An 11,894-nucleotide genomic window follows, 5' to 3' on the forward strand; every position below is an offset into this window, starting at 1 on the left:
TGCCTCGGATCATGTGAGGATCCCGCGCAAGCTACGGTCAGACGCCATGCCGGGGATCGCCTATGAGGCTCGGCTTCAGGGCTTCTTCCCTTCCACCCAAGCCGGCACGAAATCCGATCCGGCCAACCACCGCACGGGCTTGATCATCGAATCGATCGATCGTGTCATATGCGCGAAATCGATCTTGCCGTTTTCGTCAGAGGCGTGGTGGTAGTCCTTGTGCAAACCATAGCTGGAAACGGTGTGCGCAACGACCCCTTGTCGTGCAAAGGTGTAGTTGTCAGAACGTTGAAAGAAGTTTTCCTCCGGGTGCGGGTCGGCCACCAATCGCGCACCGCGTTTGGCAAGTTCCGCACCCAGATTTGAGCGGTCGTAGCCGGTCAGCCACAGCGTTTGCGCAGCGACCTTGTCATCCGGGCGGCCGATCATTTCAAACTGCAAATTGGCGACGAAGTTTTCTTTCGGGAAGGGCAGGGTTTGCAGGAAATGACGCGAGCCATAGCCGCCGGCCTCTTCGCTTCCGAAACAGACGAAATAGATCGTGCGCTTTGGCTTTTTGCCCGCGGCCAGTGCGCGGGCTAGTTCCATCACCGCCACCGACCCCGAGGCGTCATCGTCGGCGCCGTTGTTAATGCGATCCGTATCGGTCTCTTTGGTGCTCACGCCCAAGTGATCCAAGTGCGCACTCAACACAATCGTCTGTGCCGCCAGCTTGGGATCGCTGCCGGTGATTTTGCCAATGGCGTTCCACGTCGATGTGTCCGCCTGTTTCTTGAACATGGTGTCGAAAGCTATTTCGCTGCCGTCCTTCAGGGAAGACAGGTGCTGACCAAGCGCCTCATCCACGAACAACAAGTTGCCTTGCTCACCGGCTTCCACGTCCCGTTCGGCAAGCGTGGCCCAGTTGTCGCGAATCTGTTTGTTTGCCGGCACGATCACCGTGCGCGTGCCAGCTCGAGTCAGCTTGCGGAATTCCGCGAAAACATCGTTGAACTGCGCATCCTCAGCAACGGATAGCAACACCACAGCATCCTTCTCTGCAGCCTCACCGGCCTTGAGCTTTTGCAGCTTGCCTTGCACATGGGTATCCGCCATGCGGAAAGCCACCACATTGCGCTTCCAATCCATTTGCTTGGCAAGCGCGCCTTGTGCCTCGAAGGAATCGACGACCTTCTTGCCAAGGACCGGCACCGTTTGCACGAAACTCGCACGGCCGACGGTATCCACATCGCCAGCCGGCTCAAGGCCAAACTGCATGAATTGCGAGCCGATATATTCGGCCGCAATGCGCTCGAACAAGGTGCCACTACCCCGACCTTGCATCGCATCGCCCGCCAGGAAATACATTTCCGCGCGCACGTCGCGCTCTTGCACGCCCGTTTGTGGGGACGCGGCCTGTGCGCTGGTGAGTGCGCTCGCAAGCAGGCAGGCGGCAACAAGGGCTTTCAGTCGAGCTTGAGGCTTGGCATTCATCATGGGCAAATTCACATCAGACGAGATGAATGCCAGTCTAGCCGCAGTCGTCGTCAGGCGGCTTGTGCCATCAGCTCATCTTGCAGTCCGAATCCGAACGAATCCATGGACAGCACACCATAGGTCATGCCGCCTTCGATCAAGCTGCGCGCATCATCCGGATGGCTAGCACCGACGGCCACCAACAAGGGCAAGTAGTGTTCTTCAGTCGGATGCGCGCGCGTCGCGTGCGGTGCACGAGCACGATAGTCGATCAAGGCCGCCACATCGCCGCGCGCCACCGCATCGCCCACCCAATCGGCAAATGCTTTTGCGTAGTCGGGATCCGCTATCGGTGCACGAAACTCATACAGGTTATGGGTGAGGCTGCCCGACCCGATGACCAGCACACCGCGCTCGCGCAATGGGGCCAAGGCAGCACCGAGCGCGTAAGCACGTGCTGGTGTCACGTCATACGGCAACGACACTTGCAGCACCGGCAAGTCGGCTGAGGGTCGCAAATGGCGCAATGGCACCCACGCACCGTGGTCGAGTCCGCGGTGATGATCCAAGCGCGCTTCAATGCCGGCGGTCGACAACATCGCAACGATGTCTTCCGCCAGTCCAGGCGCACCGGGCGGCGTGTATTGAAGGCTGTACAACGCGGGCGGGAATCCGCCGAAATCGTGCACGGTTTCCGGCGCGGCGGTGGCGCCGACTTTGACGCCATCGGTTTGCCAGTGCGGCGACACGACCACGATCGCGGTGATCGCATCGAAGTGTGCACCGATATGTTGCAGGTTCGGTCCAAGCACGCCGGGTTCCAGTGCAAACATCGGCGAGCCGTGCGAGATGAACAGGGCGGGTGCGCGGGTCATGAAGTGAACTCCAAAAGGCGCCGCGCGATGTATTGCGCGGCGAAAGGGAATGGAAATGCGTTGTTGAAATCAGCGGGCAATCGCTCCGCGGCGTTTGTTCAACCACGCGTCGATGCTGAAGTCACCGGCACCATGCGCGGCCAACACTAGGAAACCGCCGGCCATGGCCACGTTTTTCCAGAAACTGATGGCCTGCATTTGGTCGCCGAAATCGGCGTGGAACAGCGCGGCGGAAACTAGTGAGAAGCCGGCCAGCGCGAGAGCGATCCAACGGGTGAACGCGCCGCCGAGCACAGCAAGACCCCCGCCGAGTTCAAGCGCGATGACGAGCGGCAGAAGTGCGCCGGGTACGCCCTTGGATTCCATGTATTGCTGGGTGGCGGCATAGCCCGCGATCTTGCCCCAGCCGGAAATGATGAAGATGAGCGAAAGGCCGGTGCGGCCTAGCAGGGTGAGCAAAGCGTTCATGAGAAGTCCTTTGTGCAGAAGCGGGTGGAAAAGCGATAAGCCAACTTTGGGCTGGTGACCACTGTATTACGAACACCTGTGGCGATAAATGCGGAATATAATGAAACACTGTTGCATTTAGCGAGACAATCGATGCTCGATCCCCAGCAACTCAGCAGCTTTCTTGCGGTGGTTCGCGCCGGGAGTTTTGTCGGTGCCGCCGAGGCTTCGGGTCTGTCGAAGGCAGCGGTGTCACGACATGTCGCCGATCTCGAAGGGCGGCTAGGCGTACGTCTCTTGCATCGAACCACCCGGCGACTCTCCCTCACCCAAGAAGGACAGCGTTTCCATGCGCGCGCGCTCGAATTGGTGGAAGCGCTTGACGACCTTGAGTCAGAAACCAGTGCCAGCGGTGGCGAGCCCACGGGCGTGTTGCGCGTGAATGTGCCGGTCACTTTCGGGAACTTGCACCTTGCGCCCTTGTGGTCGCAATTCATTGAACGGCATCCCAAAGTGTCGCTGGATGTGACTTTGAATGATCGCGTGGTGGATCTTTTCGAGGAAGGCTACGATCTTGCCGTGCGAATCACCACCCTGGCCGACTCGCAGTTGGTCAGCCGGCGACTTGCCACTACCCGTGTGGTCTTGTGCGCCGCGCCACAGTATCTGAAGCAACACGGCACACCGACGCATCCACGAGAACTTTCGCGGCATCAGGTGCTGTCTTATCGCTATTGGGGTGGCGGTGATCTCTGGCGCTTCAAAGGGCCCGAGGGCGATGTGGAGGTGCGTGTACATCCACGCTTGCATAGCAACAGTGGCGACACCTGTCGCGCGGGCGCGCTCGCCGCCCACGGCATCATTCTGCAACCGGACTTTTTGGTCGGTGCCGACTTGGCCACCGGACGCTTGGTGGAATTGATGCCGGAGTATCGCTCGATCGAACTCGGTATCCATGCGGTGTATCCCACTCGCAAACATCTGCCGATGAAAACGCGCAGTCTGCTCGACTTCCTGGTGGCATCGTTCGAGAAGCGACCTTGGTAAAGTGACAACGCGTATGCAAGGAGAGCACGCCATTTGAAACGCATTGCCAAACGCACTTACGTGCTTGTCTTGCTCTGTATCGTCTTCCTCGGATTGGTGGCGTGGACGGCTTGGCGCGTCTACACCGCTACATATGTGTTCAAAGGACTGCATGGTCCGGTAGCTGCAACGGTGATGCCGCATATCGATGCGGCGCAAGTGGACACTTTCGATCAGGGTTCCGAACAGCGCATCGCAGTGTTGATCACCGATCCGGACTCGGATTGGCTGGGCTGGGTGCGCGCCTTCAAAGCGCATGGCATCCCGGCGCGATTCACGCTTGATCCGGCGGTGGCCTTTCGCCATCACGTGGTGCTGGTCTATCCCATCGTGTCAGGCAAGGCGATGTCGGCGAATGCCTTGCGCGGCTTGGCAAACCACATACATAGCGGGAACGTGGTGCTGGCGTTTGAACTCGCAGGAGGCGGCTTGAACGACGTGTTCGGCGTTTCGGGCTATCGTCCCGCCAAGTCGCGCGAGGAAATCCGCTGGATGCAGCCTCGCGGTATTCCGCGCGAAGATGTCGTTCGCGTCAATCGTGAAGAAAAGCTTTGGACGCTGGGTTATTCCGCAACGTCGGCCACGGTGCTCGCGCGTTTCGACGATGACACGGCAGCTCTCACCTGCAATCAACAAGTGGGCATGGCTTGTTTGATGGGTCTGGATGCCGGACGTCTGATCCAAATGGGCATGGACGGTCGCGCCGAACCGATCAATCGCCAATACGTGAACGGCTACGAGCCCGGCATGGATGTGTTGGTGCGCTGGATCCGCGACCTTTACCTCGCGCAAGAACCGATGCCCTGGCGCGTTTCGACGGTGCCGGAAGACAAGGCTCTGGCGATGTTGCCGACGCACGATGTGGACTATGGTCCCTCGGTGCGCAATTCCTTGGCCTTCGCGAACGTGCTGAAGGATCGCGATGTGTCTGGCACTTTCTTTTTCCAGACCAAGTACCGCCGCGATTACAACGACGAAGTGTTTTTCGACCCCGATGCCGTCAAGGTGATGCACAACCTGGTCGGCATGAAGATGGAGCTCGGCAGTCACACGGTCGCGCACTCGCGTCAGTTCGAACACATGCCGCTGGGAACCGGGCACGAACAATATCCCGACTACCGTCCGTTTGTGAAAGCGCGCGGCACGGTCACCGATGGCACGGTGCTCGGCGAGTTGCGAATCTCGAAGTATCTGATTGAATCCCTGTCGTCTGCACAGGTGGTGTCGTTCCGTCCGGGGTATTTGTCGTATCCCTTTGTATTGCCGGAGGCGCTCGCGGCCACCGGCTACCGCTACTCCTCTTCACTGACCGCCAATCGCACCCTCACGCATTTGCCCTATCAAATGACGGTGGGTCGTGCCGGCCGCGCTTTGGCGCCGGTGTTTGAATTTCCAGTCACGATCGAGGACGAGGCGCAGCCGCCGTTGGGTGAGCGTTTCGATCAAGCGCAAGAGGTCATGCACGATATCGCCCGCAATCAGGGGCTCGCAGTGCTGCTGAACCATCCGGATATCACCGGGCACAAGTTGGAATTCGAGCGGCGCTGGATTGATGCTTGGCGCGATCGTGCATGGATCGGCAACCTTGAATCCTTCGGGCAATGGTGGGTGGCGCGCGATCAGGTCGACATCAATGTGGTGCGTGTTGGCAAGGGCTGGGTGCTGGAAGCACATTCGCCACTGGCAATACGCGGTTTGGTCGTCCATCTGCCAAAAGCTCCGCGTAAAAAGGTGCGTCTGGATTTGGCAGCGGGGGAGACGGTACGCATCGCGCTGTAAGGTCACGGCGCGAGTTGCGAACGACGGGGTTAAGGTCTGTCTTCTGGCGAAGCGTCGCTATCCTCTTTTTCGATGTCGCGAAGAATCTCGTTCAACGCTTTTTGCACGCCTTGCGCATCCCAGTCCGTCATTTCCAGAACATCACAGGCCACAGCCTGCGAATCGGCATCGCAAATGGCCTTCAAACGTTCCTCCGGCACTTCGTCGTTGAGCTCCACGGCGGCGCGCGCGAGATTCTCACAACCGATGCGGATGTTGGCGCGGCACAAGCGGGTGTAGTCACGTGCGGCGGCGTCCCAATTGCCGGCGAGTGCGGATTGGTTGCCACGCGTATTGCAGCCTTGCAGCTTTCCGGCATCGCAACATGTAGCGACTTCCGCCGGTGAAACCACCGGGCAATCGGTTGGCATCGCTACTTCGCGGTATCGCGGCGGCGGCTGACAGTGTGATGCGCCACCCGATGCAGGCACGTAGACGTTGCCTTGGGTCCAAGTATCTGTCCCGATCAGCATGTCGCCCGCAGCGCGGAACACGAAATCTGCGCCTTTGTCGTGTCGAACCTTGACGACACCGTCCTCGACACGTGCACGCCGTGTACTGAATCCTGAAATCGTCACGCGTCCGCGATCTTGGAAATCAAGCTCGCTGTACAAAGTGTCGGCTTCATTAAGCGCCACAAAGCGGCCGCATGGCACAGCGTTCGATGGTGAGAACGCTTGCACCTGCCGCAGTCGTTGCAAGGTACGTGGAAAGTTCGGGCAGGCACGTTGATTGTCGTCGAAAGCACAAGCCTGCATTTGTGTGTCCAACCAAGGCGCAAAGCGACCGGCTGCCAGCAGCGTGTCGGCAAACGCGGCGCAACCTTCTCCCGAGCGCGATCGCTTGCACAAGGCCGGAAGTTCATCGAGGATGGCGGCCGGAATCGGCGGTGGTGAACCGAACGCAGCAGCGATGCCCGCGGTAAAGGCTTGCCCGATATAGTTGCCGATCGCCGCTTCGCAATCCGCCCTATTGAAATTGCGGGCTTTTTCGTCGCATGCGCGCTTCAGCGCCTCGGGGGGTTCGCGATCAAGTTCAGGGGGGCGGGCCGCTGTTCTCAAAAAGGTCTTGCAGCCGTAGCCGATGCCTTCCGCGCAGACTTCGCGCATGTTGCCGAGGTCGGACTTGTCGAGCACGGACTTTTCGCAATGGGCGAGATCGTTGCGGCAACGTCCGGGCGGTGGCAAAACGACATCGGGCTCGCAAGGAAGACTGGCATCGCGACTCAGACGGTCGCCCGGCGTGCCCTCATCGTCGATTTCGACTAGGTCGTCACCCTTGATCCGGTAATGGCGAACCACGCCCACATCGGGATCCAACGTATACAAATCCCCATCGCGAACTTGATATAGGTGACGCCCGAAGATCGCGCCGCTGTGTGCGGGCTCGATTTGCTGCGCATTGACCACGCGAAGTGTCGAACCGGCATCGGCGGTGCTCCGAAACACGGTCCCGCAAACCAAATTTTCCGCCTGCGCTTGCATCGCAACACATGCCAACAGGCCGGCAGCCCACAGTCGCCCGCGTCCAAGCAATGACATATCGACCTCCCCGTCGAAGAATTTTCAGCGCGTGATCATACGCTGGATGTCTTCGAGACGACGGCCGCGTGTCTCGACGCCGGCGCGCCAAATCATCACGCCGGCAATCGCGGTCGCGACGGCGATGACCAGCGCCGACAACGCGAAGTGCGTAAACAATCCGGCGACGCCTAGCCCTGCGCCCAACATGCCGCCGAACTTGGAGCCGGCCGCGATCAGGCCGGAGCCCGTGCCGCGCAAATGCACCGGATAGATCTCTGCCGCATAGGGAATCAACATCGCAATGACGCCACTGATGCTGACCAGCAAAGACGCCGTTGCCAAAATCGTGGCGCTTTGCGCGCGCACCTGCATCACGCTGATCGCCCAAAACGCCATCAGCGACAGCGCCGACAACCCCACAAACAACACCAACGATTTGTAACTGCTCCAGCGGTGGTACATCCACACAACCACAGCGATGCCCGGCAAGGCGAACAGTGCGGATTTCGCCAACAGCGCGCTCGCGGCTTTCGGATCCACACCGAGCTCGGTCAAGTTCACCGGCAACCACAGCAGGAAGCCGAAATTGGCGAGTCCCCAAGCCATGCCACAGGTGAGCAAGCCCCAGCTGATCGCAGCATGCGGGCCACGCAACAGTTCGCGCATGCCGACGGCCTTCGGCAAGGCATCGAGATTGGGCGTGCCCGGGTGCGTGTCATCATCCACTTCAACATCGGCTGCATTGCCGGAAAACTTGCGCAACACCGCGCGCGCGGCGTCTTCCAAACCCACGTTCGATAGAAAACGCGGCGACTCCGGAATGAAGCGGTACAGCATGATGATCAGTGCGCCGGTGGGCAAGCCCAACAACCAGAGCACGCGCCAGCTAAACATCGGTTCCAGGGTCGCTGCGGCACCCGATGCCGCGAGATAACCCGCAGAGGTGCCCACACCCCCCAGGGCAACCAACAACCAACCGCGGTGGGCGGCAGGCACGGTTTCGGCCATGAGGGTGAAGGTGATCGGCAACAAGCCGCCGGCCGACGCGCCCATCAAAAAGCACATCGCAAGGTTCCAGTTGAAGCTCGGCATCGCACCGCAGATCGCGGTGCCGATGAACATCAAGGCGCCCATCAAGATCGCCGAACGGCGACCGAACACATCGGCCACGCGGCCCCACACAATCGAACCCACGACCGTGCCGGTCAAGGCAACAAAGGCCAACAAACTGGCCGAAGGCTTGCTGATGCCGTATTCCTCGCTCATGCCGGGCACGACGAAACCCAAGGTGGCCGGTTTCATGACGTCCACCGCCAAGGCCACGACCAACACAGCCACGAGTTTCCAATGTTCTTTATTCAATGCGACCGAGTCGGCCACATGAAAATGCAAATGGCCACCATCACCCGCCGCGGCCGATCGCATTTGCGACAGTCGCGGCATCATGCCGTAAGCGGCAAAGGCAAGGCCGATCGGAATCGCGGCCATCCCGAGCCACATTTCCGTGGTCATCGGCATGCCGACCATGTGCCAGTGCGTGTGTTGGCCCATCATGAACATCGGCATGTGCGCGAACACACCGCCCACGATCATCAAGCAGCCGAACCAAAATGCCAGTGGGTGAGGGAAATTCAGCGCGTTCTTGGACACGTTCAGGCACTCATGGGGTCAGCGTGGGTGCGCTGAAAAATAATGGAAGAAAAGAAATCAGCGATGGCGTTTTTTGAGTTGTCGTGAACCGAGCAGGATCATCGTCACCATTTGGGTCATCTGCCGGGTCAAGTCGGCATCTTGTTCGACCGGTGCATCCATCGCATGCGCGCCCATCGCAAAAATCAAACGCGTGATGGCTTTCGCCGTCAGTGCCGCGTCATGCAAGGGTTCGTCCATGGCATCGGTCAAACGCACCAACTCGATGCGCAATTCGTCCTCGAAAAATTCGAGCTGGCGGTCGACCGCTTGTTTGAAGGCGTCGGAGCCGGTCGTGCCTTCACGCAACAAGACACGCAACAAGCCGTCGTCGGCGCGCAGCTGCGACATGAAGGCATTGATCGACCCCCGCACCACTGTATGGCCGCTGTTGGCGTGCACACGCGCTTCGTCGACCACCTTCCGAAGCGATTCACCCGACAACTCAATCAGTGCGACGGCGAGTTCGTCGATATCGTGGAAATGGCGATAGAAGCTGTTCGGCGCAATGTTGGCCTCGCGCGCCACTTCGCGCAGACCCAAAGACGACACGCTGCGATGCGGACCGAGCAAGCGCAGCGCCGCCAGCAGCAAATCATCGCGGCTGATCTGGTTCTTGCGCCCGATCTCGATGACGGACGTGTCGGTGGCGAATTCGGTCACTACGCGGGTCTTTTCTAGCTGAACGGAGAATAGCAGAGCCAATAATATACACTTGTATATACAACTGTATATTTCTTTGTATAATCGCCGACATGAGCACGTTCTCCCCCGCGTCCGCAGACCCTCGTTGGCACTGGCTGAAGCCGGACCTGCAGGTGGTCGATTTCTGGTTATCCCGTTGCAATGCCCTGTGGTCCACCCACGAGGCACGTGCGCGCGTGGTCGCGGTGATTCCCGAGGCCGATGGCGTCTCCACTGTCGTGCTGAAGCCCAATCGTCATTTCAAAGGCTTCCGTCCCGGGCAGCATGTCAACGTGTCGGTGGAAATTGACGGCATCCGGCATACGCGTTCTTACAGCCTTTCCGATGCGCCGCGGCCTGACAAATTGTTGCGGGTGACGGTCAAGGCGGTGGAAGGCGGCAAAGTCAGTCGTTATTTGCAGGCGGTGCGCAGACGCGCGGTGGTGCATTTGAGCCAAGCCTTTGGTGATTTCGAATTGCCGATGGACAATGCGCCGGTGGTGTTGATGGCTGCAGGCAGCGGCATCACCCCGATGTTGTCACTACTGAAAGCACAAGCGGCGATGGCGTTTCCTCGCCCGGTGCTGCTGGCGTGTTGGGCACGTAATGCGCGTGAGTGGGTGCAGGCGGAAACCTTGCGCGACTGGATGGCCAAGCACGCTAACTTCAAAGTTCACCTGATCGCCACCCGAGAAAAGCCCGAGGGTGATGCGGGCTTGTTCGGTCGCATTTCCAAAGCGCATATCGATACCTTGTTTTCCGGTTTGCCCTCGCCGCATGTTTTGGTCTGCGGGCCGTCAGGTTTCGTCGGCACGGCGCGTGAGCGCGTCGCGGCTTGGGCGAAGTCTTTTCAGGCCGAGTCATTTACGCCGCCGGTACAAGTCGTCGCACCGGAGTCGGAAGGGACGGTGCAAGTGACGTTGCAACGCAGCGGTCGCACGCTCGAAGTGGCACGTGGCGCAACGCTTCTTGAGGCCCTTGAAGCGCAAGGCGTCAATCCGGCTTTTGGCTGTCGCATGGGCATTTGCAATACCTGCGCTTGCGGCAAAAGTGCAGGCGTTTCACGCGATGTGTTGAACGGTGAACTCGGCACAGAACCCACCCATGCATTGCGCTTGTGCATTTCCACCGCGCAATCCGATTTGTCCTTGGAGCTGTGACGCAAATGGCCTCACCGAAAAGCAAAGCGCTGAGCGCGGCCGAACTCGATCAGTTCGCCGAAGCGCTGGATGCGCTGCGTGCCAAAACCTTGGCCTCACTCGGGCAGGCCGACGCCAATTACATTCGCCGCGTCGCCGCCGGTGTGCGTTGGCTGGGTGTTGCCGGCCGCGCTTTGTTGATGGCCGGTGCGGTGTTGGGCAGCACGATTTGGCCGGTGCTCTTGTGGCCCTTGTGCGTTGTCGGCGCCTTCGTGCTCGGCATGTCGAAAATTCTCGAAAACATGGAGCTTGGCCACAACGTCATGCATGGCCAGTACGACTGGATGCGCGACCCCAAGCTCAAGGGTCACACCTATGAGTGGGACATTGCCGGCACCAGTGACAACTGGCGGCAAACGCATAACTACAGCCATCACACCTGGACCAATGTGCGCGGCATGGACGAGGACATCGGCTATGGCTTGCTGCGTATTTTTCCCGAACAACGTTGGCGGGCGTTCTACCTGATCCAACCCTTCGTCGCGGTGGTCTTCGCGTTGTTGTTCGAATGGGGCGTGGCGATACAAGGCTTGCGTATCGGTCGCTGGATCACCGGAAAAATGAAGAGCCGCGAGTTGTGGGGCCTCGCGAAGCCGGTGGTCAAAAAAGGTTTGCGCCAAATCTTGAAAGATTATGTGCTGTTTCCGTTGCTCGCCGGGCCGTTCTTTTTGCCGGTGTTGCTCGGCAACATCGCCGCCAACGTGATGCGCAATATCTGGACCTACGTGATTATTTTCTGCGGTCACTTCACCGCTGATGCGGAGGTCTTTCCTAAAGCCAGCGTCCGCAACGAATCGCGCGGGCATTGGTATTTGCGCCAGTTGCGCGGCTCCTCCAATCTCACCGGCGGCCGGTGGATGGATTTGTGGAGTGGCAATCTGAGCCACCAGATCGAGCATCACTTCTATCCCGACGTACCGGCCAATCGCTATGCCGAAATGGCGGTGGAGGTCCGCAAAATTTGCGCACGCTTCGGCCAGCACTACAACACCGGTTCTTTGCCGAAGCAGTTTTCCACCGTGATCTGGCGGATTTTGCGTCATGCTTTCCCGAGTAAACCGCGCTATGTGCCGAGCTTGATCGCCGCAGCCGCCTAGCGGTGACGCCCGTGCATACTC

At 59.5% G+C, this 11,894-nt stretch carries 10 protein-coding genes; 4 read left to right on the top strand and 6 right to left on the bottom strand.

Annotated features, from left to right (window positions below):
* Positions 1-75: 75 nt before the first annotated feature.
* From H8L67_RS02015 to H8L67_RS02025, 3 genes are all read right to left on the bottom strand, one after another.
* Positions 76-1,476 (bottom strand): M20/M25/M40 family metallo-hydrolase, encoded by a 1,401-nt coding sequence (locus tag H8L67_RS02015; RefSeq protein WP_220380130.1) that lies wholly within the window; start codon positions 1,474-1,476, stop codon positions 76-78.
* Between the two features lie 50 nt (positions 1,477-1,526).
* The gene (locus H8L67_RS02020; RefSeq protein WP_220380131.1) at positions 1,527-2,330 is read right to left on the bottom strand and encodes a dioxygenase family protein; all 804 of its coding nucleotides are present in this window, start codon (positions 2,328-2,330) and stop codon (positions 1,527-1,529) included.
* A 69-nt stretch (positions 2,331-2,399) separates the two neighbouring features.
* The gene (locus H8L67_RS02025; RefSeq protein ID WP_220380132.1) at positions 2,400-2,798 is read right to left on the bottom strand and encodes a DoxX family protein; all 399 of its coding nucleotides are present in this window, start codon (positions 2,796-2,798) and stop codon (positions 2,400-2,402) included.
* Between the two features lie 132 nt (positions 2,799-2,930).
* Between H8L67_RS02025 and H8L67_RS02030 the strand changes: the two genes are divergently transcribed.
* Both H8L67_RS02030 and H8L67_RS02035 read left to right on the top strand, forming a co-directional pair.
* Entirely contained in the window at positions 2,931-3,824 is an 894-nt protein-coding gene (locus H8L67_RS02030; RefSeq protein WP_220380133.1) for a LysR family transcriptional regulator, read from the top strand.
* A 33-nt stretch (positions 3,825-3,857) separates the two neighbouring features.
* Positions 3,858-5,642, top strand: coding sequence for a polysaccharide deacetylase family protein (locus H8L67_RS02035; RefSeq protein ID WP_220380134.1), 1,785 nt, complete (start codon positions 3,858-3,860; stop codon positions 5,640-5,642).
* 29 nt (positions 5,643-5,671) lie between these two features.
* Here the strand turns inward: H8L67_RS02035 and H8L67_RS02040 are convergent, their stop codons facing one another.
* From H8L67_RS02040 to fabR, 3 genes are read right to left on the bottom strand one after another with little or no spacing between them, the layout of a single operon-like run.
* Positions 5,672-7,222, bottom strand: coding sequence for a hypothetical protein (locus H8L67_RS02040; protein ID WP_220380135.1), 1,551 nt, complete (start codon positions 7,220-7,222; stop codon positions 5,672-5,674).
* Positions 7,223-7,246: 24 nt separating this feature from the next.
* Complete coding sequence (locus H8L67_RS02045) at positions 7,247-8,854, bottom strand: MFS transporter (RefSeq protein ID WP_255556007.1); 1,608 nt, start codon at positions 8,852-8,854, stop codon at positions 7,247-7,249.
* Between the two features lie 57 nt (positions 8,855-8,911).
* Entirely contained in the window at positions 8,912-9,556 is a 645-nt protein-coding gene (gene fabR / locus H8L67_RS02050) for an HTH-type transcriptional repressor FabR (RefSeq protein WP_220380136.1), read from the bottom strand.
* Positions 9,557-9,648: 92 nt separating this feature from the next.
* Between fabR and H8L67_RS02055 the strand changes: the two genes are divergently transcribed.
* Both H8L67_RS02055 and H8L67_RS02060 read left to right on the top strand, forming a co-directional pair.
* Positions 9,649-10,737 carry a ferredoxin reductase gene (locus tag H8L67_RS02055; protein WP_220380137.1) on the top strand — a complete coding sequence of 363 codons (1,089 nt, stop codon included), beginning with the start codon at positions 9,649-9,651 and terminating at the stop codon, positions 10,735-10,737.
* A 5-nt stretch (positions 10,738-10,742) separates the two neighbouring features.
* A complete protein-coding gene (locus tag H8L67_RS02060; RefSeq protein ID WP_220380138.1) occupies positions 10,743-11,873 on the top strand; it encodes a fatty acid desaturase family protein in 1,131 nt (376 codons plus the stop codon).
* The last annotated feature ends 21 nt before the right edge of the window (positions 11,874-11,894 follow it).

The organism is Lysobacter soyae (assembly GCF_019551435.1).
GTDB classification, from domain to species: domain Bacteria; phylum Pseudomonadota; class Gammaproteobacteria; order Xanthomonadales; family Xanthomonadaceae; genus Solilutibacter; species Solilutibacter soyae.

Excerpts from the sequence above, each read along its gene's own strand:
- H8L67_RS02025 (WP_220380132.1), bottom strand. The coding sequence starts at position 2,798 with ATGAACGCTTTGCTCACCCTGCTAGGCCGCACCGGCCTTTCGCTCATC.
- H8L67_RS02055 (WP_220380137.1), top strand. The coding sequence starts at position 9,649 with ATGAGCACGTTCTCCCCCGCGTCCGCAGACCCTCGTTGGCACTGGCTG.
- H8L67_RS02015 (WP_220380130.1), bottom strand. The coding sequence starts at position 1,476 with ATGATGAATGCCAAGCCTCAAGCTCGACTGAAAGCCCTTGTTGCCGCC.
- H8L67_RS02060 (WP_220380138.1), top strand. The coding sequence starts at position 10,743 with ATGGCCTCACCGAAAAGCAAAGCGCTGAGCGCGGCCGAACTCGATCAG.
- H8L67_RS02020 (WP_220380131.1), bottom strand. The coding sequence starts at position 2,330 with ATGACCCGCGCACCCGCCCTGTTCATCTCGCACGGCTCGCCGATGTTT.
- H8L67_RS02040 (WP_220380135.1), bottom strand. The coding sequence starts at position 7,222 with ATGTCATTGCTTGGACGCGGGCGACTGTGGGCTGCCGGCCTGTTGGCA.
- H8L67_RS02030 (WP_220380133.1), top strand. The coding sequence starts at position 2,931 with ATGCTCGATCCCCAGCAACTCAGCAGCTTTCTTGCGGTGGTTCGCGCC.